The 21,626-nt window shown below is 68.6% G+C and carries 19 protein-coding genes; 14 read left to right on the forward strand and 5 right to left on the reverse strand.

Translation table 11 applies throughout. The annotated features are described in order from the left end of the window. Positions 1 to 6: 6 nt before the first annotated feature. On the reverse strand, positions 7 to 1,011 hold the full coding sequence (gene glsA, locus ACQW02_RS23275) for a glutaminase A (protein WP_431282296.1): 1,005 nt from the start codon (positions 1,009 to 1,011) through the stop codon (positions 7 to 9). A 191-nt stretch (positions 1,012 to 1,202) separates the two neighbouring features. On the opposite strand from glsA, the gene ACQW02_RS23280 reads away from it, so the two are divergent. The 10 genes from ACQW02_RS23280 to ACQW02_RS23325 all read left to right on the forward strand — a co-directional run bounded on the left by ACQW02_RS23280 (position 1,203) and on the right by ACQW02_RS23325 (position 11,937). Continuing rightward, on the forward strand, positions 1,203 to 2,279 hold the full coding sequence (locus ACQW02_RS23280) for a helix-turn-helix domain-containing protein (RefSeq protein ID WP_431282297.1): 1,077 nt from the start codon (positions 1,203 to 1,205) through the stop codon (positions 2,277 to 2,279). 285 nt (positions 2,280 to 2,564) lie between these two features. Continuing rightward, positions 2,565 to 3,674 (forward strand): efflux RND transporter periplasmic adaptor subunit, encoded by a 1,110-nt coding sequence (locus tag ACQW02_RS23285; protein ID WP_431282298.1) that lies wholly within the window; start codon positions 2,565 to 2,567, stop codon positions 3,672 to 3,674. Next, a complete protein-coding gene (locus tag ACQW02_RS23290) occupies positions 3,671 to 6,727 on the forward strand; it encodes an efflux RND transporter permease subunit (protein ID WP_431282299.1) in 3,057 nt (1,018 codons plus the stop codon). Before ACQW02_RS23285 ends, ACQW02_RS23290 begins: the two co-directional genes overlap by 4 nt. Further along, the gene (locus tag ACQW02_RS23295) at positions 6,728 to 7,189 is read left to right on the forward strand and encodes a Na+/H+ antiporter subunit E (protein ID WP_431282300.1); all 462 of its coding nucleotides are present in this window, start codon (positions 6,728 to 6,730) and stop codon (positions 7,187 to 7,189) included. Next, entirely contained in the window at positions 7,182 to 7,427 is a 246-nt protein-coding gene (locus tag ACQW02_RS23300) for a monovalent cation/H+ antiporter complex subunit F (protein WP_431282301.1), read from the forward strand. The genes ACQW02_RS23295 and ACQW02_RS23300 overlap by 8 nt, the downstream gene beginning before the upstream one ends. Continuing rightward, positions 7,424 to 7,690, forward strand: coding sequence for a monovalent cation/H(+) antiporter subunit G (locus ACQW02_RS23305; RefSeq protein ID WP_431282302.1), 267 nt, complete (start codon positions 7,424 to 7,426; stop codon positions 7,688 to 7,690). The genes ACQW02_RS23300 and ACQW02_RS23305 overlap by 4 nt, the downstream gene beginning before the upstream one ends. Further along, on the forward strand, positions 7,687 to 8,601 hold the full coding sequence (locus ACQW02_RS23310) for a hydrogenase subunit MbhD domain-containing protein (protein WP_431282303.1): 915 nt from the start codon (positions 7,687 to 7,689) through the stop codon (positions 8,599 to 8,601). Before ACQW02_RS23305 ends, ACQW02_RS23310 begins: the two co-directional genes overlap by 4 nt. After that, positions 8,598 to 8,894, forward strand: coding sequence for an NADH-quinone oxidoreductase subunit K (locus tag ACQW02_RS23315; RefSeq protein ID WP_431282304.1), 297 nt, complete (start codon positions 8,598 to 8,600; stop codon positions 8,892 to 8,894). Before ACQW02_RS23310 ends, ACQW02_RS23315 begins: the two co-directional genes overlap by 4 nt. Continuing rightward, entirely contained in the window at positions 8,891 to 10,360 is a 1,470-nt protein-coding gene (locus ACQW02_RS23320; protein ID WP_431282305.1) for a complex I subunit 5 family protein, read from the forward strand. The genes ACQW02_RS23315 and ACQW02_RS23320 overlap by 4 nt, the downstream gene beginning before the upstream one ends. Then, complete coding sequence (locus tag ACQW02_RS23325) at positions 10,357 to 11,937, forward strand: complex I subunit 5 family protein (RefSeq protein ID WP_431282306.1); 1,581 nt, start codon at positions 10,357 to 10,359, stop codon at positions 11,935 to 11,937. The genes ACQW02_RS23320 and ACQW02_RS23325 overlap by 4 nt, the downstream gene beginning before the upstream one ends. 100 nt (positions 11,938 to 12,037) lie before the next feature. Here the strand turns inward: ACQW02_RS23325 and ACQW02_RS23330 are convergent, their stop codons facing one another. Beyond that, entirely contained in the window at positions 12,038 to 13,234 is a 1,197-nt protein-coding gene (locus ACQW02_RS23330; protein WP_431282307.1) for a patatin-like phospholipase family protein, read from the reverse strand. A 250-nt stretch (positions 13,235 to 13,484) separates the two neighbouring features. Here ACQW02_RS23330 and ACQW02_RS23335 point away from each other — a divergent pair, with 250 nt between their 5' ends. The 4 genes from ACQW02_RS23335 to ACQW02_RS23350 all read left to right on the forward strand — a co-directional run bounded on the left by ACQW02_RS23335 (position 13,485) and on the right by ACQW02_RS23350 (position 16,737). Next, complete coding sequence (locus ACQW02_RS23335) at positions 13,485 to 14,510, forward strand: patatin-like phospholipase family protein (protein ID WP_431282308.1); 1,026 nt, start codon at positions 13,485 to 13,487, stop codon at positions 14,508 to 14,510. A 4-nt stretch (positions 14,511 to 14,514) separates the two neighbouring features. Beyond that, positions 14,515 to 15,972 (forward strand): GntP family permease, encoded by a 1,458-nt coding sequence (locus tag ACQW02_RS23340; protein ID WP_431282309.1) that lies wholly within the window; start codon positions 14,515 to 14,517, stop codon positions 15,970 to 15,972. A 103-nt stretch (positions 15,973 to 16,075) separates the two neighbouring features. Next, positions 16,076 to 16,495, forward strand: coding sequence for a Rap1a/Tai family immunity protein (locus tag ACQW02_RS23345; protein WP_431282310.1), 420 nt, complete (start codon positions 16,076 to 16,078; stop codon positions 16,493 to 16,495). 17 nt (positions 16,496 to 16,512) lie between these two features. After that, positions 16,513 to 16,737 (forward strand): glycine zipper family protein, encoded by a 225-nt coding sequence (locus tag ACQW02_RS23350; RefSeq protein WP_431282311.1) that lies wholly within the window; start codon positions 16,513 to 16,515, stop codon positions 16,735 to 16,737. 35 nt (positions 16,738 to 16,772) lie between these two features. Here ACQW02_RS23350 and ACQW02_RS23355 read toward each other — a convergent pair whose 3' ends face one another. The 3 genes from ACQW02_RS23355 to ACQW02_RS23365 are packed head-to-tail and all read right to left on the reverse strand — an operon-like array spanning position 16,773 to position 21,531. Further along, the gene (locus ACQW02_RS23355; protein ID WP_431282312.1) at positions 16,773 to 18,605 is read right to left on the reverse strand and encodes an SLC13 family permease; all 1,833 of its coding nucleotides are present in this window, start codon (positions 18,603 to 18,605) and stop codon (positions 16,773 to 16,775) included. Between the two features lie 5 nt (positions 18,606 to 18,610). Continuing rightward, positions 18,611 to 20,140, reverse strand: a complete 1,530-nt coding sequence (locus ACQW02_RS23360; protein ID WP_431282313.1) for an AbgT family transporter — start codon at positions 20,138 to 20,140, stop codon at positions 18,611 to 18,613. Then, positions 20,137 to 21,531: a M20/M25/M40 family metallo-hydrolase gene (locus tag ACQW02_RS23365; protein ID WP_431282314.1), complete on the reverse strand. Its 1,395-nt coding sequence runs from the start codon at positions 21,529 to 21,531 to the stop codon at positions 20,137 to 20,139. The genes ACQW02_RS23360 and ACQW02_RS23365 overlap by 4 nt, the downstream gene beginning before the upstream one ends. Positions 21,532 to 21,626 lie beyond the last annotated feature (95 nt).

The raw sequence follows: 21,626 nt of genomic DNA on the forward strand, positions 1-21,626 counted from the left end.
TGACAGTCACGCGTCGGGCCGGGAGGCGAAGAGGTTCATCCCCAGGCGCTCGGACAGGAACTTGGTGGCCAACTGGCCCTTGACGCTATTGCCCGCGGCATCGAGCGGCGGCGCGAAGGTGCCCAAGCCACCCTTGCCGGGCGCGATGGTGACGATGCCGCCGCTGACGCCGCTTTTGCCGGGCAGGCCGATTTCATACAGCCAGTCGCCGGATTGTTCGTACAACCCCGCCGTCGCCATCACCGCCAGCACGCGCTTGCAGCGATCGGCATCGACCACGCGTTCGCGGGTGATCGGGTTCACCCCACCATCGGCCAGGGTCGCGCCCATCACCGCGAGATCGCGCGCCGTGACATTCAGCGCGCATTGGCGCGTGTAGATGTCGGTCGCCTCATCCGGGTCGCTATACATGCGGCCGTAGCCATAGAGCAGCCGGGCGATGCCCTGGTTGCGCTGGTTGGTCGCGGCCTCGGACTCATAGACCTCATTGTCGAGCGCCAATTCGCGCCCCGCAAAAGCGGACAAGCCGTCGCGGATAAAACGCCATTTCTCCTCGGCATTCGCGCCGGGGGCCAGGCTGGTCGTGGCGATGGCACCGGCATTGACCATCGGGTTCATCGTGCGGTCGGCGTTGAGTTCGATCGCCATGACCGAGTTGAACGGCAGGCCGGTGCCATTCACGCCGATCTTCTGCCGCGCCTGCCCGCCGCCGAGCGCCTGGCAGACCAGCGCGAAGACGAAGGGCTTGGAGATGCTTTGGATGGAAAAGGCGTGGTCGGTATCGCCGACCGCGACCACCCCGCCATTCACCCCGACCACGCAGACGCCGAAGAGGTCGCGTTTCACGCTGGCCAGGGCGGGGATGTAGTCGGCCACCGTTCCGTCGTCATTGCCGCGGTAGCGTGCATGGGCCTCTGCCACCAGGCCGCCAACCAGTTCCGCCGGCGGCAGCCGCCCGGTGGAGACTTCGGCGGGGCCAACCGCCTCGTCCTGGTGAAGTTGCGCGTACATGCTTCCATCCCACAAAGTTTTTGACGCTACCGTTGCGGCACGCCCTGCCGCACCCCCGGGGCGTCCCCATTCTGGACGCCCGGTCCCAAAGGCCCAAGCCCGAACCGGGGCGGGCGAGGCTTGTCTCCGCGACGATGCGCCTCGTATGGTTGCGAAGGCCAGTCGCAATCGCGCAGCGGCCGGGGGGTCCCATGGCGGACGGGGATGTTTTTGGGCGCATCGCGGCCCAGGCCTCGGCAGCCGCCGTCCATTCCATGACCTATGCCACCGGTGGGCGCCCCGCGGCCGAGCAGTTCGCCGCCTGGCGGGACCGCTGCGGTTCGGTGGTCCAGATCACGGCCACGGCACCAGTCGCGCAGGGCTTTTTCGCCAGCAACACCCTCTGGAGCCTGGGCGACATGGCGCTCAGCCAGGTCAGCGTGCCGGCCAGCGGCTTCGCCCGCCCGAAGGCGCTGACGCGGCGCGATTCGCTCGACCATTGGACGCTGGGCTTCCTGCGGCGGGGCGAGATGCGGACCCGGGTCGGCGACACGGTCCATACGACGGTGCCGGGCGATCTGTGCCATACCTGCCTTGGCGAGGCCTTCGACGGTGAGCGCACGGATTGCGACTGGCTGGTGCTGTTCATCCCGCGCGATGGCTTGCGCGACTGGGCGCCGGGGCTGGATGCCACGCGCAATGCGCCGAACCGGACGCCATTGGCAGGGCTGTTGCGCGACTACCTCGGCCTGCTGGAACGGCGCATGCCCATGATGACGCAGGCCGATGTGCCGGCGCTGCTGGACTCCACCCGCGCCATGATCGGCGCCTGCATCGGCAACGCCCGGCCGCAGAACGAGGTGACGCTGGCGCAGCTCGACCGCATGCGGATCGAGCGCATCCGGCGAATCGTGCAGGACAATCTGCGGGCGCCGGGCTTTTCCCCCAGCCGCTTGTGCCGCATCGCGGGCATATCGCGGTCGCACCTCTACCGGCTGTTCGAGGCCGAGGGCGGCGTCGCGCGCTACATCCAGTCGCGCCGGCTGCTGGCCGCGCATGCCGCCCTGGCCGACCTGGCGGCCCAGCCGACGATTGCCGCCATCGCCGAGGAATTCGGCTTCACCGATGCCTCCAGCTTCAGCCGCGCCTTCCGCGCCGAATTCGGCTACCGGCCAAGCGATGCGCGCGCGGCCGGGCTGTCCGGCGCGGCCCTGGCGGCGCGGCACATGCGACAATCGCGTGACGAAACCTCGGACCTGGCCGGTTTCCTGCGCCGGCTGCGGCGCTGATGGCCGACATTGGGACGCCGGGCACAGCCGCGTGACGCATGGCCAATGCGCCGCAAGGCCCCGGGGGGCCATAGCCTGGAGCCACGGCCTTGGGGCGAAGGCCTGAATTCTTGCCCGCCCGAACCGGTTCGGGCATGATTCACAGGCCCGGGACGGAGACGCGAAAGCGGCGTCCCCGGTGGGGAGGTCAATCCGATCGGACGGGGCACCCTGGCGGGGTCGCACCCGGTCGGACACGATCACAAGACCTGACATGACAACAGAAACGCGACGCGGGAGTTCCTGGTGCGCCATCGTCTAGCATTGCCGCGTGGACCCGTCCGGTCGGCGCTTGCCGTCACCCTGGTGGCGTCGCTGTCCCTGACCGCCTGCGATGGCGGCACACCCGCCGCCGCGCCGGAAATCCGCCCCGTGCGCGTGATGACGGTGGAAACGCGCAGCGGCGGCGATGTCGTCTCGCTGACCGGCACGGTGCAGGCGGAGACGGAGGTGAACCTGGCCTTCCGCATCGAAGGCCGGATGATCGAGCGCGCGGTGAATGTCGGCGATAGCATCGTCGCCGACCAGGTCGTGGCCCGGCTGGACCGGCAGAACGAGGAGAACAACGTGCGCGCCGCCCGCGCCGCCGTCGCCGCGGCGCGCGGCCAGTTGGTCGAGGCACGCAACAACTACACCCGCCAGCGCGAGCTGCTGGTCAGCGGCTTCACCACCCGCGTGCGCTATGACGAGGCCGTCCGGACCTTGCAGAACGCCCAGTCCCAGGCGGATGCGAACGAGGCCCAGCTCAACATCGCCGAGAACCGGCTGGGCTATACCGAGCTGCGGGCCGATGCCCCCGGCACCGTGACCGCGCGCGGGGCCGAGCCCGGCGAAGTGGTCCAGGCCGGGCGCATGATCGTGCAGATCGCGCGCCAGGAAGGCCGCGACGCGGTGTTCGACGTGCCGCCGGCGGTCAAGGACATGGCCGATGCCGATCCGCGGATCGAGGTCTCGCTGACCATGGACCCGCGCGTTGTGGCCGTGGGACGGGTGCGGGAGGTGGCGCCGCGCGCCGATGCCGCGACCGGCACCTTCCAGGTGCGGGTCGGGCTGACCGATCCGCCGGCGGTGATGCGGCTGGGGTCCACGGTGACCGGGCGGATGCTGGTCAACAGCGGCCCCAGCATCGAAATCCCCGCGACCGCGCTGACCCGCGCCGATCGCGAACCCGCCGTCTGGGTGGTGGATGCGGCGACCGAGACGGTGTCGCTGCGCCGGATCGAGGTCGTGCGCTTCGACCCCGCGCGGGTGCTGGTCGGCCAGGGGCTGGTGCCGGGTGACGTGATCGTCACGGCCGGCGTGCAGGCACTGCGCCCGGGTCAAAAAATCCGCCTGCTGGGCGCCGCCGCGCGATGATCGGGCCGAATCTGTCCGACTGGGCGATCAAGCGCCAGTCGCTGGTCATCTACTTCATGCTGGCGGCGATCATCGCCGGTTCCATCGCCTTCATGAAGCTGGGGCGGAACGAAGACCCGGCCTTCACCTTCCGCACCATGATCGTGCAGGCGGGTTGGCCTGGGGCGACCCTGGACGAAACCCTGTTGCAGGTGACCGAGCGGCTGGAACGCACGCTGCAGGAAACCCCCAACATCGACAGCCTGCGCAGTTTCACCAGCGCCGGCACGACGACGATCTTTGTCGATCTGAAGGGCTCGACCCCCGCCGCCATCGTGCCGGACATGTGGTATGAGGTGCGCAAGCGTATCGGCGACATGCGGCATACCCTGCCGGCCGGTGTCGTCGGGCCGGGCTTCAACGATGATTTCGGCGATACGTTCGGGATCATCTACGGTTTCACGGCTGATGGATTTACCCACCGGGAACTGCGCGACCGGGTGGAATACGTGCGGTCACGGCTGCTGCGCGTGCCGGATGTGTCCAAGGTCGAGATCATCGGCGCGCAAGACGAACAGATCTTTATCGAGTTCTCGACCGAGCGGCTCGCCGGCCTCGGGCTGAACTATGGCGCGCTGATCGCCAGCCTGCAGGCCCAGAACATCGTGCGGCCCGCGGGCGTGGTGCAGACGGGTGAGGAACGGCTGTCGCTGCGCGTGTCCGGCGCCTTTGAATCCGAACAGGACCTGTTGGCGGTGAATTTCGTCGCCGGCGACCGGATCATCCGGCTGGGCGACATCGCCGATGTGCGCCGCGCCTATTCCGATCCGCCGCAGCCGATGTTCCGCGTGAACGGCAAGCCCGCCATCGGGCTGGCCATCGCGATGCGGGATTCGGGCGATATCCTGGCGCTGGGCCGCAATATCCAGCGCGAAATGGCGGCGATCACCGCCGAACTGCCGGTGGGGATCGAGCCGATCCTGGTCGCCGACCAGGCGCAGACCGTCGATGAGGCGATCGGCGATTTCATGGAATCGCTGTGGCAGGCCATCGCGATCATCATGGTGGCGAGCTTCGTGGCACTCGGCATGCGGCCGGGGTCGGTGGTGGCGCTGTCCATCCCGCTGACCCTGGCCATCGTCTTCCCGATCATGTCCATCGCGGGGATCGACCTGCAACGCATCTCGCTGGGCGCGCTGATCATCGCGCTGACCCTGCTGGTCGATGATGCGATGACCACGGTCGATGCGATGATCCGCAGGCTTGGTGCCGGCGACAGCAAGGCCGATGCGGCGACCTTTGCGTATCGCACCCTGGCGGCGCCGATGCTGACCGGCACCCTGGTGACCATCGCGGGTTTTGTCCCGATCGGCTTCGCCGCCAGTTCGGCGGGCGAATACACGTTTTCCATTTTTGCCGTGGTCGGCATCGCGCTGATCGTGTCGTGGTTCGTGGCGGTGATTTTTGCGCCCGTGATTGGCATGGCCATCCTGAAGGCGCCGAAGGCGCAGGTGGCCGATGCGCCGCCGGGGATCGTGCTGCGTATCTACACGCGCTTCCTGCTGGCCGCGATGCGGGCGAAGTGGATCACCATCGCGCTGACCGTGGTGGTCTTCATCGGTTCCATCGCCGCGATCCGCTTCGTGCCGCAACAATTCTTCCCGGCGTCGGATCGCAACGAATTGGTGGTGGACCTGACCCTGCCGCAAAGTGCCTCGATCCACGCGAGCGAGGAGGTCGCCAAGCGGCTGGACACGGTGCTGGGCGCCGATCCGGATGTGGAGCGGTTCAGCACCTATGTTGGGCGCGGCGCGATCCGGTTCTATTTGCCGCTGAACGTGCAACTGGCCAATCCGTTCTTCGCCCAATCCGTCATCGTGGCCAAGTCGCTGGCCGGGCGGGACCGGTTGCAGGCGCGGCTGGAAACCCTGCTGGCGAATGACTTTCCGGGTGTCGTGGCGCGGGCCTATCCGTTGGAACTCGGCCCGCCGGTCGGCTGGCCGCTGCAATATCGCGTCAGCGGCCCGGACCCGGAGGAGGTGCGCGCCATCGCCCTGCGCCTGGCGCAGACCGTGGCCAGCAGCGCCAGCGCGCGGCATGTGAATTTCGACTGGATCGAACCGGCGCGGCAACTCCGCATCCGGGTGGACCAGGACCAGGCGCGGCAATTGGGCCTGACGTCGCAGGCGCTGGCGACGGTGCTGAACGCGGCGGTGACGGGGCTGCCGATCACGCAGATCCGCGACGACATCTACCTGATCAACGTCATCGCCCGCGCCAATGCGGCGGAACGAATTTCGCTGTCGACCCTGCGCGGCTTGCAGGTGCCCTTGCCGAACGGCCGGACCGTGGCGCTGAGCCAGTTCGCGACCTTCGACTACGAACAGGAATACCCGCTGATCTGGCGGCGCGACCGGGTGCCGACATTGACCGTGCTGGCCGATGTCGTGCCGGGCGTGCTGCCGGAATCGGTGGTGTCGGAAATCGCCCCCGGCATCGCCGCGCTGAACGCCTCGCTGCCGCGCAACTACCGGATCGAGACGGGCGGCATCGCCGAGGAAAGTGCTGCCTCCCGCGCCTCGGTCGTCGCGGTCGTGCCGGTCATGCTGTTGATCATGCTGACCGTGCTGATGTTCCAGTTGCAGAGCTTCCGGCGCCTGGCCCTGGTGGTCGGCGTGCTGCCACTCGGCATGATCGGCGTGGTCGCGGCGCTGCTGTTGTTCAACCAGCCGCTGGGGTTTGTCGCCATCCTGGGCATCCTCGCGCTGCTCGGCATGATCGCCAAGAACGCGGTCATCCTGATCGTGCAGATCGAGGCCGACCGCGCCGCGGGCCGCAGCGTCTGGGATGCCGTGGTCGCCGCCGGCGGTTCGCGCATCCGGCCGATGATGCTGACGGCGATTTCCACGATTTTGGGGTTGATCCCGATCGCGCCGACGGTGTTCTGGGGGCCGATGGCCTTTGCCATCATGGGCGGGTTGCTGGTCGCGACGGTGCTGACCCTGGTCTTCCTGCCGACAGTCTATGTCGTCGTGTTCGGCGGCAAGGAACAGGTCGGCAAGGAACGGGCCTGAATGTTGGGCCGGGCGGTGCTGCTGTTCGGCCTTTGGGTCGTCATCGCGGGCACCGATCCGGCCGGGCTTGCGGTCGGGGTGCTGGCGGCACTGGGGGCGGGTTGGGTCAGCCTGCGCCTGCTGCCGGGCGCCCCGCGGGTCCGCCCGCTCGCCTTGCTGGCCCTGGTGCTGCGGTTTTTCTGGCAATCCATCGTCGCGGGCATCGATGTCGCCTATCGCGCCTTGTCGCCCAGCCTGCCGATCCGCCCGGGGTTCGTGACCTATCGCTGCGGGCTGCCCGCCGGTCCGGCGCGCGATGCCTTCCTGGCCCTGGCCAGCCTGGCGCCCGGCACCCTGCCGGCGCGCTGCGATGATGATGGCGTGGTGCGCGTGCATTGCCTGGACCGCGGCGCGCCCATCGCCATGGACGCCGAGGAAGCCCGCTTCGCGCGCGCCTTCGGCCTGGATCGCGGCGATGGCTGACGCGCTGCTGGCCGCCGCGGGTTTCATCATGGCGACGGTCGCCCTGGGCCTGGTGCGCATCCTGCGCGGCCCGTCCGACCTCGACCGGTTGATGGCGGCGCAGTTGATCGGCACGGGCGGGGTCGCGGCGCTGTTGCTGGTGGCGGGTGCGACGGGGTCGGGTGCCGTGGTCGATGTCGCGCTGTGCCTGGCTGTGCTGGCGGCTTTCGTCGCCGCCGCGCTGTCGTTGCGGGCATGATGGACATCGCCAGCCTTGCCGCCATCGTCGCGGGCTGCGTGTTTTACCTTGCGGGCAGCGTCGGGCTGCTGCGCTTCCCCGATCCGTTGAGCCGGCTGCACGCGCTGACCAAGGCCGATAATCTGGGCCTGGGGCTGGTGGTGCTCGGCCTGTTGTTCCGCGTCGATGGCGTGCTGGACGGGGCGAAGCTGGTGCTGGTCTGGCTGCTGGTGCTGTTCGCCGGCGCGACGGTCACGCGGCTGCTGGCGCGGCGGTTGCCGTGACGGGGGGGCTGGCGCTCGATGCCGTGCTGGCGCTGGCCGTGGTCGGGGTCGCGCTGGCGGCGCTGCGGCTGCGCGACGCCTTTGGCGCGGTGGTCGCCTTCATCGCCTTTGGGCTGCTGCTCGCCTTGGTCTGGGTGCGGATCGGCGCGCCGGATGTGGCCCTGACCGAGGCCGCGATCGGCGGCGGCGTGACCGGCGTGATGCTGATCGGCGCCGCGACGCGCCTGCGCGCCGAGGCCGCGCCGCCCGGACTTGGGCTGCGGCTGGCCGCGGGCGTGCTCTGCGCCACCATCACGGCCGGCCTGGCCGCCGCCGTCCTGCTGCTGCCCGAACCGGGGCCGAGCCTGGCCGTCGAGGCGGCGGCCCACCTGCCCGGCCTCGGCCTGGGCAATCCCGTGACCGGGGTGCTGCTGGCCTATCGCGCCATCGATACCTTCATGGAGGCGGTGGTCCTGGTGGTCGCGCTCATCGCCATCTGGTCGCTTGCCCCCGATGACGCCTGGGGCGGCCGGCCCGGCGCCGTGGCGCGGCAGGATGGCGCGCTGGGCTTGTTGGCGGGCGTCTTGCCGCCCATCGGGCTGCTGCTGGGCGTGCACCTGTTCTGGGTCGGCGCCGAGGCGCCCGGTGGCGCCTTCCAGGGCGGCACCATCCTGGCCGCGATGTGGATCCTGGCCTGGATGGCCGGGCGGGTGGAACCGCCCCGCGCCGACAGCAGCACCACCCGCTGGCTGATCGTCCTCGGGCCTGTGCTATTCCTGGCCGTCGGGTTGTTGGGCTTTGTCGTGGCGGATGGCTTCCTCGCCTATCCGGCCGGTTGGGCCAAGCCGCTGATTTTGGGGATCGAGGCGGCGCTGACCCTGTCCATTGCCGCCGCCCTGGCGCTGATGGTGGCGGGGTGGCCGGCGCGATGAGTGCGATCACGCTCTATGGGCTGATGGGGGCGGCGCTGGTCGGCATCGGCCTGTATGGCGTTGTCGTGCAGGCCACGCCGTTGCGGCGGCTGCTGGGCTTCAACCTGTTGGGCGGCGGGGTGTTTGTGCTGTTCGGCGTGATCGCGCGGCGCGGGGCGGCGGCCGGCATGGGCGGCGATCCGGTCCCGCAGGCCATCGTGATCACCGGCATCGTCGTCGCCTTCGCCGCCACGGCCCTGGCGCTGCAAATGCTGCTGCGCCTGGCCGCGCTGCGTGAGAAGCCCGACCAGTGACCAGCACCGAGGGCGGCGCGCTGCTGGTCTGCATCACCATGCTGCCGGTGGGTGGGCTTTTGTTGGCCTTCCTGCTGGGCGGGCGCTGGGCCGAACGGGTGGCGCTGCTGGCGCTGGCGATTGGCGCCGTCGTGTCCTTCGCCATCGCCGCCGCCGTGCTGCGGCTGGATGCGGCGGTGGTCTATCTGCTGGGCGGCTGGGCGCCGCCGCTGGGGGTTGCGCTGCGCGCAGATGGGTTGTCGGCGGCGATGCTGTCGACGACATCGGTGGTGATCGGCGCCACGGCGTTTTTCGCGCGTGGGCGCTTTGGCCAGGGGCCGGGGGAGCAGCGCCAGGCCCTGGTGTTCTGGGTGCTGCTGCTGGCGGTCTGGTCCGCGCTGAACGCGGTCTTTGTCGGCACCGACCTGTTCAACCTGTTCGTGGCGCTGGAGATGCTGAGCTTCGCCGCGATCCCGCTGGTCTGCTTGGATGGCCGGGCCGAGACGATGGCGGCGGCCCTGCGCTACCTGATCTTCGTGCTGTTCGGCTCGGTGTTGTATCTGCTGGGTGCGGCGCTGCTCTATGGCGCCTATGGCACGCTGGACATCACGCTGCTGTCCACGCGGGTCAAGGCCGATCCCGCGACGATCGTGGCGGGGGCGCTGATGACGGCGGGCCTGCTGGCCAAGACCGCGTTGTTCCCACTGCATCTGTGGCTGCCGGCCGCCCATGCCGGGGCGCCGGCGGCGGCCAGCGCGGTGATGTCGGGGCTGGTGGTCAAGGCGTCCTTCATCCTGATCCTGCGGATCTGGTTCTGGGTGATGCCGGGGCTGCTGACCGGAATGGCACCGCAGATCCTGGCGGCCTTGGGGGCCGCCGCCATCGTCTTCGGCAGCGCGCTGGCGCTGCGCCAGGCGCGGTTGAAGCTGCTGATCGCCTATTCCACGGTCGCGCAGATCGGCTACCTGTTCCTGATGTTCCCGCTGGTCGCCGCCGATCCGGCCCATAGCGGCGGCCCCTGGACCGGGGGCATCCTGCAGGCCGTGTCCCATGCGCTGGCCAAGGCTTCGATGTTCCTGGCCGCGGGGCTGGTCGCCGAATCCGTCGGCCACGACCGCATACGCGACCTGGGCGGCGTCGCGCGCGCCTTGCCGGTGACGGTGGTGGCCTTTGGCCTGGCCGGGCTGTCGCTGATGGGCCTGCCGCCAAGCGGTGGCTTCGTCGCCAAATGGCTGCTGCTGAAGGGCGCCATCGCCACCGGGCAATGGTGGTGGGCGCTGGTGATGCTGGCCGGCGGCTTGCTGACCGGCGGCTATGTGTTTCGCGTGCTGGCGGTCAGCCTACGCGCACGGCCGTCAGGCGCCGTGTTCGCCGCCGTGGCGCCGCGCCGGGAAGCGGTGGTGCTGGTGCTGGCGCTGGGGTCCGTGGCCTTGGGGCTGGTGCCGCTGGCCTCCTTCGGCCTGTTGCAGATCGGGCGGCTGCCGTGACGGGGCTGCTGCCCGCCACGCTGGCCGTTCCGGCGGCGATGCTGCTGGCCTGCCTGTCGCCCTGGGTCCGGGCGCGCGCGCTGTGGCTGCTGGCCTTCGCACCGCTGCCGGGGCTGGCTGCCGCGTGTTTCGCCGGCGATGGGGTGGCGCTGGTCTCGGATGCCGATCACTTCCGTTTTGGCCTGGCGATCGACCCGCCCGGGGCGATGCTGCTGGGGGTCGCGGCGCTGCTGTGGTCGGGGGCGGGTGCCTATGCCGCCGCCTATCTGCGCGACGAACCGGGCCAGGGGCGCTTTGCCGTGGCCTGGCTGCTGACCCTGACGGGCAGCCTGGGGGTTTTTGTCGCCGCCGACCTGGCCAGTTTCTACCTGCTCTTCGCGCTGGTCAGCCTGGCGGCCTGGGGGCTGGTGGTGCAGGATGGCACGGCGCGGGCGCGCCATGCGGGTGCGGTGTATCTGGTGCTGGCGGTTCTGGGTGAGATCAGCCTGCTGCTGGCCTTCGCGCTGCTGCATGCGGCAAGCCCCACCGACAGCCTGGCGATTCGTGATGTCATGGCGGCGCTGCCGGCGTCGCCCTGGCGGGACCTGACCATCGGGCTGCTGATCCTGGGGTTCGGGCTGAAGGCGGGGCTGGTGCCGCTGCATGTCTGGCTACCGCTGGCGCATCCGGCGGCGCCCATGCCGGCCTCGGCGGTGTTGAGCGGGGCGATCATCAAGGCCGGGATCATCGGGCTGGTGCGCTTCCTGCCCTTCGATGACGGCGGCGGCTGGGGCGAAGCGCTGGTCGTGATCGGCTTCGTCACCGCCTTCTACGCCGTCGCGGTCGGGATCACGCAGGCGAATCCGAAAACCATCCTGGCCTATTCCAGCGTCAGCCAGATGGGGGTGGTCGTGGCGGTTCTGGGGCTGGGCGATGTGCCGGGGGCGGTGTTCTACGCTTCGCATCATGTGCTGGCGAAGGGGGCGCTGTTCCTGGGCGTGGGCGTGGTCGCGGCGTGTGGGCGGCGCTGGCTGTGGATCGTGCTGCTGCCTGTCGGCGTGCTGGCGCTGGGGTTTGGCGGGCTGCCGCTGACGGGCGGCGCATTGGCCAAGCTCGCGGTGAAGGATGCCTTTGGCAGCGGCTTGCCGGCGCTTCTGTCCTATCTGTCGGCGGCGGGCACGACGCTGCTGATGGCGCATTTCCTGGGGCGGTTGCGGCGCATGGCCGATCCCTATGCCGCCGCCGTGCCGCCGTTTGGCTTAGTTGTGCCCTGGCTGGGCATCGCCTTCGCCGCCGTCGCGGTGCCCTGGGCGCTGTTCCCCGGGACGGTGGAGGAGGCCGTGTCACCGTCGGAGATCCTGTCCGGGTCCTGGCCGGTGGCCTTGGGCCTGCTGCTGGCCGTCGGGCTACATCGCTGGGGCGCGGCACTGCCGCAACTGCCGGAAGGCGATGTGCTGGTGCTGGCGCGCCACGTCGCCCCCGTGCTGACGGCCTGCGGCAATGCGCTGGAACGGGCCGAGGCGCCGATGCAGCGCTGGTCGGCGGCGGGGGTGGCGATGCTCGGCCTGGCCGTGGCCCTGGCCGTGAGCATGCTTTAGAGCGTGATGGCCGTAGGCGCGAATGCGCCGCAGGGCTGAATCACGCGACAAAACAACAAGCTAGACCACGATGCGTGAGCGAATGCGAACGCATCGCGGTCTAGCGGCGCGGCGTCGGAAAACCCGGCGGCCGGTCCATCCACGGATAACCATTGCGCGCCTGTTCATAGGCGCTGTCGAACAGCGCCTTCATATAGGCTTGGTCGAATGCCTCCGGCCGCTCCGCTTCGAACGCCGGGTCGATATAGGCCAGCCGGAACCCCACCCCATCGCGCTGCGATGTCAGGAAGATCCGCACCACGTCATTGACCCCGCTGAAATGGATCGTGGTGGACAGCGCGCGGCGGGAGATCGCGAAGAAGCGGCGGCTGGTGGTAGCCCATTCGGTGTCCATCCGCGCATTGCGGATCAGGTAGGCCGTGCGCTGCCGTTCGATGCCCGCGTCTCGCGCACCGGCGGCGAGGTCGAGCGAGGCGGGGAACAGGAACATCTGCGACGCGGCCCCGCCATCGACATGCATCTCCTGATACCGCCGCCCGGCGCTTTCGACCGATGTCAGCACCGGCGGAAAGGCCCCGGGGATCGAGGCCGAGGCCAGCATGATCTGGCGCATCAGCACGATCGCATCCGGATGCCCGCTGGCCGCGATCGCACCGATGTTCCAGACCACGGGCCGCTGCACATCCAGGTTCGTGGTGCCGATCAGCAGCAATCGTCCGCGTGCGTATTCGCGCGCGATGGCGGCCATCATGCTGTCGTTCACATGCTGTTCGATCAGCCGATACAAAGGCCCGGTATCGGCCAGTGAATCACCGAACAGCAGCGCCGTCGCCATGCGGCGGAACAGCAGGATGTCGGGCGGCGCCACGCCGGTAAAAACCTCTCGCAGCGCGGGATCGTAATCGGGGCCGAGGAAGGCGAAGGGCGCGCTCAGCGCGCCCGCCGAAACCCCGGTCACCACCTGGAATTCCGGGCGTTGGCCGCTCGCGGTCCAGCCGACCAGCAGGCCGGCGCCGAAGGCGCCATTGTCGCCACCGCCGGAGATCGCCAGGTAATCCGCCGGCGGCAGGCGCCGCCGCTGGTCGGGTGGCAGGCTCGCGACCTCACGCAATCCCGCAGCACGCAATTCCTGTTCCAGCGGCGCCGATCCGCGATCCACCCAGAAACGCGCGTTCGGGATGCCGAGGGGCTGGATCTCCTCGGTCAAGGCTTCCGGGGGCGCGGGCAGGCGCGCGATGGTGCAGGCCGGCAGCAACAAGGCCACCAGCAGCGCCGCGCGTCGTGTCCAAACTGTCACCCGTGGTGTCCTCCCAATCTTCGTGGCCGAGTGTCGAGGCAAGTTGCCTGGACGACAAGCACAGCATCACATGAACATCCCATGGCGATGTCTCGTATGCGCATCATGATGCTTGCCACGGACAGGCCGCATGTGGGACTCCGAAGGCATGGCAAAAGCACCGCGCAGCCGCGCCGCGTCACCCGTTCCCGCAGCATCCCCTGTTGAATCCCCGGTTGAGTCCCCAGTTGAGTCCCCAGTTGAGTCTGGCGTGACGCAGCGCGCGCCGCTTCTGGTGGACCTGGCCTTGCAGGGCGGTGGCTCGCATGGCGCCTTCACCTGGGGCGTGCTCGATCGCCTGCTTGAGGAAGACTGGCTGCGGTTCGAGGCGATTTCCGGCACCTCGGCCGGTGCGATGAATGCCGTGGTGATGGTCGATGGGTTCGCACAGGGCGGTGCGGAGGGCGCGCGCGCCGCACTGACGCGCTTCTGGCGCAGCGTGTCGAAGGCCGCGGAGATGAGCCCGCTGCGCCGTGGCCCGGTCGATGTGCTGCTGGGTCGCTGGACGCTCGACACCTCGCCCGCCTATGTCGCGATGGATGTGATGACGCGGCTGTTCTCGCCCTATGACATGCCGTTTGCCGGGCCGAATCCGCTGACCGATATCCTGGCGGCGAATGTCGATTTCGCGCGGCTGGCGACGGCACCGATCAAATTGTTCATCACCGCGACCAATGTGCGGACCGGGCGCGGGCGGGTGTTCCGCAACCATGAAATCTCGCCGGATGTGCTGCTCGCCTCGGCCTGCCTGCCGACCATGTTCCAGGCGGTGGAGATCGACGGCGATCCGTATTGGGATGGCGGCTTCGCCGGTAATCCGACGATGACGCCGCTGGTGCAGGAATGCGTGTCGGACGACACCATCCTGGTCGCGATCAATCCCGTCGAACGCCCCGGCACGCCACGCACCGCGCGCGACATCATCAACCGGCTGAACGAGGTGTCGTTCAACGCCGTGTTGCTGAAGGAATTGCAGATGATCGCCCTGCTGCGCCAGGTCGCCGATCCCGGCAATGTCGAGACGGCGCATTGGGCGAAGATGCGCCTGCACATGATCCGCAGCGATCTGCTGATCGGGCTCGGCTCCTCTTCCAAGGTCAATGCGGAATGGGATTTCCTGACGATGCTGCGCGATGAGGGCCGGCGCGCCGCCGAGGATTTTATGAGCGCACGCGGCAGTGACCTCGGCCAGCGTTCGACCCTGGACATCGACCAGTTGTTGCGGAAGGGCGTCTGACGTCATGGGCTTGCTTGGCATCCTGCTTGGCCTCGGGCTGCTGGTCTGGCTGGCGTTCCGTGGCTGGAGCATCCTGTTGCTGGCCCCCGCGGCGGCCCTGATCGCGGCGGGTTTCGCCGGCGAACCGTTGCTGGCGCATTGGACCGAAACCTTCATGAACAGCGGCGCCCGCTTCGTCGGGCAGTTCTTTCCGCTGTTCCTGCTGGGTGCGCTCTTCGGCAAGTTGATGGACGACAGCGGGTCGGTGTCGTCCATCGCCGCGTTCATGACGGAGAAGCTTGGCCCGAGCCGCGCGATCCTGGCGGTGGTGCTGGCCGGTGCCTTGGTGACCTATGGCGGTGTCAGCCTGTTCGTCGCGTTTTTCGTGCTGGCGCCGATGGCGCAGGCGTTGTTCCGCGCCGCGGCGATTCCGCGACGGCTCATGCCGGGGGCGATCACGCTCGGCACCTCGACCTTCACCATGTCGGCGCTGCCCGGCACGCCGTCGATCCAGAACGCGATCCCGATGCCGTTCTTCGGCACCACGCCCTTTGCGGCGCCGGGGCTTGGGATCATCGCGTCGCTGATCATGCTGGGCTTCGGGATGTGGTGGCTGCGGCGCGCCGAACAGAAGGCGCGGCTTCGGGGCGAAGGCTTTGGCGACGAGGCGACGCCGGTCGCCGATCCGGCGCTGGTGAACGACCCGGTGCTGCGCGAACGTGCCTCGACCGCGCGTGAATTCGACCCGCCCGAACTGGCGCATAGCGCGCATAGCGACAAGCTGCCGCCGATTGTCATCGCGATCCTGCCGCTTGGTGTCGTCGTGCTGGTCAACCTGCTGATGTCGATGGTGGTGCTGCCGCGCATCGATGCGGGCTTCCTGGCCGAAGCGCAGTGGGGCGGAACCTCGCTGGCGGCGGTGGGCGGCGTCTGGTCGGTGGCGACGGCGCTGGCGGCGGCGATCGCGGTGCTGATCGCGCTGAACGCGCGGCGCCTGCCGTCGCTGCGCGCGACGATGGATGCGGGGGCCAATGCCTCGGTCCTGCCAATCCTGAGTGTTGCGAGCCTGGTCGGCTTCGGCGCCGTGGTCGCCGCCCTGCCGGCGTTCGAGGCTGTGCGGGATTGGGTGCTGGGCATCGGCGGCGGGCCGCTGGTGTCGCTGGCGGTCGCGACGAATGTGCTGGCGGCGCTGACCGGATCGGCATCCGGCGGCATGACGATCGCGCTGGATGCGCTGGGGCCGACCTACATGGCGATCGCGGCGCAGACGGGGTTGGACCCGGGGTTGATGCATCGCGTCGCCGTGATCGGCGCCGGCACCCTGGATGCGCTGCCGCACAATGGCGCGGTGGTGACGATGCTCGCGGTCTGCGGCTGCACCCATCGCGAAAGCTACATGGACATCGTGATGGTCAGCATCGTCGGCGCGCTGCTTGGGCTGATCGCGGTGATCGTGCTGGGCACCTTGCTGGGGTCTTTTTAGGGGGCTGCGTTTCGCCCGACCGCCTTGCGCCAGCGCAAAGGCGGCGCCAGGATATTTGGCGTAGTCTTGCGATCACAACGCTGAAACTTGGGGAGATCCGGCCATGAGAATTCCGTTCAAACACGGCGGCGCGCTGGCCTTGCTTGCCATGTGCATGCAGCCGGCGCTGGCCCAGCCCGCGGCCGAACCGGCACGGGTGATGACGACCAGCACCCTCGCCGGGCTTTGCGGCCTGCCCGCGACCAATCCCGACCAGCCGGCGGCGCAGGCGTTCTGCCGCGGCTTCATCATCGGGGCGGGGCAGTATCACAACGAAGTGTCGCAGGCCCGCGGCGCGCGCCCGATCTTCTGCCTGCCGACCCCTTCGCCATCGCTTGAGGCGGGGCAGGCGAGCTTCGTCGGCTGGGCCGCGGCGAACCCGCAGTATGGCGACGACAAGGCGGTGAACAGCGTGATGCGCTGGGCCGCGACCACCTATCCCTGCCCGCCCGCCGCGCCGGCGCGCCGCGCGACCAGCCGTTGAAACGGGAGGCCCTGACGATGCGTAAGACCTTGTTGATCCCCGCCGCCCTCGCCCTGATGCTGGGCGCCTGTGCGGACATGACGCAGCAGCAGCGGACCGTCGCCACCGGCACGGCCATCGGCGCGCTGGGTGGGGCCGCCATCGGCTCCTTCTCCGGCAATGCCGGCATGGGCGCGCTGATCGGCGCCGGTGCGGGCGCCGCCGGCGGCTTCCTGGTCGACCAGAGCCAGCGCAACCGCTGATCGCCTGGGCGCCGGCCCCCGTCTCGGGGCCGGCGCTACAGCGGCAGCAGCACCGGCACGAGCAGCACGCAGACCACCAGCACGATCAGCGCGAAGGGCACGCCGATCTTCACGAAATCACCAAACCCGTAGTTCCCCGGCCCAACCACCAAGGTATTCACCGGCGATGAGATCGGCGTCATGAACGCCGTCGATGCCGCCAGCGCCACGATCATCGCAAAGGGATAGGGCGACGCGCCCAGGTCGGCCGCGACCGCCAGCGCCACCGGCGCCATCAGCACCGCCGTCGCGGTGTTGGAGATGAACAGCCCCAGCATCGCGGTGATCACGAACAAGGCCGCCAGCACCACGCGCGGCGACGCGCCACCCACCGCCGCCAGCAAGCCATCGGCCGCCAGGTCGACGCCCCCCGTGCGTTGCAACGCGATGGAAAACGGCAGCATGCCGACGATCAGCACCAGGCTTTTCCAAGAGATCGAGCGATAGGCGCTGTTCATGTCGATGCAGCCGAGCAGGCCCATCAACAGGCAGCCGATCAGCGCCGCCTGCACATTCGGCACGACGCCGGTGACCATCAGCACCACCACCAGGCCCAGCACGGCCAGCGCCTGGGGTGCCTTGCTGGCGACGGGCAGGACCTCGTCCATTTCGGCTGGCAGGTTCAGCACGACCATCGCCGTGGTATTGGCCTGCGCGCGGCGGATATCGCCCCAAAAGCCGATCAGCAGCAGCGTGTCGCCGGCCCTCAGCTTTTCATTCAGCAGGCCGTGGCCATGCACGTCGCGGCCGCGGCGCAACCCGATCACGGTCAGGCCGGATACGGCGCGAACGCGCGCTTCCAGCACGGTCTGGCCGAGCAGCGACGATTCGGCGGGCAGCACGACTTCCACCATGCCCAGTTCCTGCGAACGGTCGGTGAAATAGGCCTGGGCTTCCTCCAGCGGGAGCAGTTCCAGGCGGAATTTTTCGCGCAACGGTTCCAGTTCGATGTGCGGCCGCAGCACGTCGATCAGCAGCACATCGCCCGCTTGCAGGCTGGTGCGCGCCACCGGGCGGATCACGTCGGTGCCGAAGCGGCGGGCACGCTCGATCGCCAGCAGGTTCACCCCGGCGGTACGCAGGCCAAGTTCCTCCAGCGTCTTGCCGATCAGGGGGGAGGATGGCGCCACGCGCACCCGGGCCTCGCGATCGACCAGCCCGTATTGCGCGATCCAGTTTTTCTGGCTGGGTCGTGCCGCGGCGGCGCCGGCATCCGGTGCGCCGGCGGGCAGGAAGCGCCGGGCGAAGAGCATGTAGAGGATGCCGACGAGCAGGATCGGGATGCCGAAGGGCGTGAAACTGAAGAACTGGAAGCCGTCGATTCCCTGGCGTGCCAATTCCGCATTGACCACCAGGTTGGGTGCCGTCGCGACCAGGGTCAGCATGCCGCTGATCAGCCCCGCAAAACTCAGCGGCATCATCAACTGACTGGCCGGCGTGCCGCTGTTCTGCGAAATCCGCATCACCACGGGGATGAAGATCGCGACCACGGCGGTCGAGGACATCAGGGCGCCGAGCCCCGCGACCGACAGCATCAGCAGCACCACCAGCTTGGTCTCGCTGCTGCCGGCGCGGGCGCCGATCCAGTCGCCCAGCCGGCGCGCGACGCCGGTGCGGACCAGGGCTTCGCCGATGACGAAGAGCGCCGCGATCAGGACGATATTCGGGTCGCTGAAGCCCGACAGCGCCTCACCCATCGTCATGACGCCGGTGAAGGGCAGCAGGACGATCATCAGCAGCGCCACGGCATCCATGCGCGGCTTGTTGATGACGAACATGGCCACCGCCGCCAGCAGCAGCGCCAGGACGATCCCCAACTCGGCGTTCATCGGCGTTAACCGATGCCCCAGGGCAGGCCGAGCAGATGCCAGGCCGCGAGGAAGGCCGTCCAGACGACGCACATCACCACGACATAGGGCAGCATCAGTGCGATCACCGTGCCGATGCCCGCGTCCTTCTGGTACTTGATCGCGAAGGTCACGATCATGGCGAAATAGGCGTTCAGCGGCGTGATCGAATTGATCGGCGAATCGCCGACGCGATAGGCCGCCAGCACCGCTTCCGGCGCCACGCCCAATTGCATCAGCAGCGGCACGAAGATCGGGGCAAAAATCGCCCATTTGGCGATCGCGCCGGTGATGATCAGGTCGAGCAGGAAGGTGACCACGACGAAGCCGATGATCAGCCACAGCGCATCCAGGTTGGCACGTTGCAGGATCTCGGCCAACGACACCGCCGCCAGGGTCGCCATGTTGGTGTAGTTGAAGAAGGCGATGAACTGGCTGATCACCAGCAGCAGCAGGATCAGGCCGGATAGCGCGCCGATCGACTTCTGCATCGCGGCGATGACATCGTTGGTGCCCTTCATCGTGCGCGCGCCGATGCCATAGGCGGCACCGCAGACCAGGAAGACCAGCGCGATCGACACGATCAGGCTGTTCATGAAGGGCGAGTTGCCGATGATCGTGCCGGTATCGGGGTTCCGCAGCGGCGCACCGGGCGGCAGGGTCAGCGCCAGGATGAAGGCGAAGGAGGCCAGCATGCCCCAGAAGGCATAGCGCAAGCCGCGGCCTTCATCATCGGACAGGCCGGTCTGGCCCTCCACGACATAGTCGCCGGTATAGGCGCCAAGGCGCGGTTCGATCACCTTCTCGGTGATGATGGCGATGACGAAGGTCAGCAGCACGACCGATCCGATGGAGAACCAGACATTGGCCGCGAGATCGATCGACAGGTTCGGATTGACCAGGTGGATCGCGTCATTGGTGATCTCGGTCAGGATGCCATCGGTCGGCACGATCATGACATTGACGAGAAACGCCGAGGCCACCGCGGCGAAGGCCGCCGCGAGCCCGGCCAGCGGATGCCGCCCCACGCTGACGAAGGCCGCCGCCGCCAGCGGGATCAGCACCAGGTAGCCGGCATCCGCGGCGATGGAGGAGATGATGCCGACGAAGACCAGGATATAGGTCAGCGCCCCGGGCGGGGCGACAACCACCAGCTTGCGGATCAGCGCCTTCACCAGCCCTGCTTCCTCGGCCACGCCGACGCCGACCATGGCGACGATGATCACGCCGACGGCGTTGAAGCTCATGAAATTCTGCACGACCCCGGTGAACATGAACCGGATGCCGTCGGTGGTCAGCAGGCTGCGCGCGACGGTGCGGGCGGGTTCGATCTCACCGCTCGCCGGGTTGTAGGCCTGGTAGGATACGCCGACGCCGAACATGTAGAGGACCTGCGACAGCAGGATCACCAGCGCGATCAGATAGACGAAGATCATCACCGGATGCGGCACCCGGTTGCCGACCCTCTCGACCACGTCGAGGATTTTTTGCATCGAGGTTTTGGGCGCTTCGGTCATGGGGTGGCGTCCCGGCCCAGCGCATCCAGGATCCGCACCCAGGACCGGATGCCGCGATGGAAGCTTTCCAGGTTGTATTTCTCGTTCGGGCTGTGGATGCGGTCATCGTCCAGCCCGAAGCCGGCCAGCACGACATCCATGCCCAGGGCCTTCTTCAATTCATGCGTCACCGGGATCGACCCGCCGCCGCCGATGAAGACCGCGGGCTTGCCCCATTCGGCCGTCAGCGCGTCGCGTGCCTTGCCGAAGGCCGGCGCGTCGATCGGGAAGCCGATGGCCTGGCCCGAGCCATGTTCCAAAAACTCCACCCGGCAATCCGCCGGCACCCGCGCCCGGACGAAGGCGCGGAAGGCGGCGCGGATCTTGTGCGGATCCTGGTCGAAGACCAGCCGGAAGGAGATTTTCGCCGAGGCCATGGCGGGGATGACGGTCTTGAACCCGGCCCCCTGGTAGCCGCCGCCCATGCCGTTGATCTCGCAGGTCGGCCGCGACCAGACCATTTCCAGCACCGAACGCCCCGTCTCGCCCGCCGGCACGGACAGGCCGACGGCACCGAGGAAGGCCTTCGCGTCGAAGCCCAGGCTGTCCCATTGCGTGCGCAGCGCCTCCGGCAATTCCGGCACGCCGTCGTAGAAGCCGGCCAAGGTCACGCGGCCGTCGGCATCGTGCAGGTCGCTGATGATGCGGGCCAGGATGCGGTTGGGGTTGGCCGCGGCCGAGCCATAAAACCCCGAATGCAGGTCACGGTCGGCGGCGTGGATGATGATTTCCTCGCCGCAGAGCCCGCGCAGCATGGTCACGATGGCGGGCGTCTTGGCGTCCCACATGTTGGTGTCGCAGATCAGGCCGATGTCGGCGCGCAGCTCATCGGCATGGGATTTCAGGAAGGGCGGCAGGTTCACGCCGCCGGATTCCTCCTCGCCCTCCAGCAGGATGGTCATCGGGATCGGCAGGCGGCCGGTGACGGCTTTCCAGGCGCGGCAGGCCTCGACGAAGGCCATCAACTGCCCCTTGTCATCCGCCGTGCCGCGTCCGCGCAGGATTCGGGTGCCATCGGCCAAGGTCTCGATGCGGGGATCGAAGGGATCGGCATCCCACAATTCCAGCGGATCGACCGGCTGGACGTCGTAATGCCCGTAGAACAGCGCCGAGGCGCCCTTGGCGCTGCGGTCATGCGCCACGACGATCGGGTGGCCCGGGGTGGCGCGGGCGCTGGCGTCGAAGCCGATGCCGCGCAGATCCTCCACATGCCAATCGGCGCAGGCCTGGCATTCGGCGGCATAGGCGGGGTCGGTCGAAATCGACTTGATGCGCAGCACCACGAAGAGGCGCGCCAGCGCCGCATCGAGATCGGCATCGACATGCGCCAGGACGGCGTTGAGGTCGGACATTTGGCTTCCTCCGCTACGGCCTTGCCCCGGTCGGCCACCGCAACATAAATGGATCACAGAAGCCTATGCCACGGCCAGCGCCGAAAGCATGGGCC

Origin of the sequence: Humitalea sp. 24SJ18S-53 (assembly GCF_050632385.1) — a bacterium.
Taxonomy (GTDB): domain Bacteria; phylum Pseudomonadota; class Alphaproteobacteria; order Acetobacterales; family Acetobacteraceae; genus Humitalea.

Coding starts and splice junctions, on each gene's coding strand:
- glsA (WP_431282296.1), bottom strand. CDS start 1,011: ATGTACGCGCAACTTCACCAGGACGAGGCGGTTGGCCCCGCCGAAGTC.
- ACQW02_RS23280 (WP_431282297.1), top strand. CDS start 1,203: ATGGCGGACGGGGATGTTTTTGGGCGCATCGCGGCCCAGGCCTCGGCA.
- ACQW02_RS23290 (WP_431282299.1), top strand. CDS start 3,671: ATGATCGGGCCGAATCTGTCCGACTGGGCGATCAAGCGCCAGTCGCTG.
- ACQW02_RS23295 (WP_431282300.1), top strand. CDS start 6,728: ATGTTGGGCCGGGCGGTGCTGCTGTTCGGCCTTTGGGTCGTCATCGCG.
- ACQW02_RS23300 (WP_431282301.1), top strand. CDS start 7,182: ATGGCTGACGCGCTGCTGGCCGCCGCGGGTTTCATCATGGCGACGGTC.
- ACQW02_RS23305 (WP_431282302.1), top strand. CDS start 7,424: ATGATGGACATCGCCAGCCTTGCCGCCATCGTCGCGGGCTGCGTGTTT.
- ACQW02_RS23315 (WP_431282304.1), top strand. CDS start 8,598: ATGAGTGCGATCACGCTCTATGGGCTGATGGGGGCGGCGCTGGTCGGC.
- ACQW02_RS23340 (WP_431282309.1), top strand. CDS start 14,515: ATGGGCTTGCTTGGCATCCTGCTTGGCCTCGGGCTGCTGGTCTGGCTG.
- ACQW02_RS23345 (WP_431282310.1), top strand. CDS start 16,076: ATGAGAATTCCGTTCAAACACGGCGGCGCGCTGGCCTTGCTTGCCATG.
- ACQW02_RS23350 (WP_431282311.1), top strand. CDS start 16,513: ATGCGTAAGACCTTGTTGATCCCCGCCGCCCTCGCCCTGATGCTGGGC.
- ACQW02_RS23355 (WP_431282312.1), bottom strand. CDS start 18,605: ATGAACGCCGAGTTGGGGATCGTCCTGGCGCTGCTGCTGGCGGCGGTG.
- ACQW02_RS23360 (WP_431282313.1), bottom strand. CDS start 20,140: ATGACCGAAGCGCCCAAAACCTCGATGCAAAAAATCCTCGACGTGGTC.
- ACQW02_RS23365 (WP_431282314.1), bottom strand. CDS start 21,531: ATGTCCGACCTCAACGCCGTCCTGGCGCATGTCGATGCCGATCTCGAT.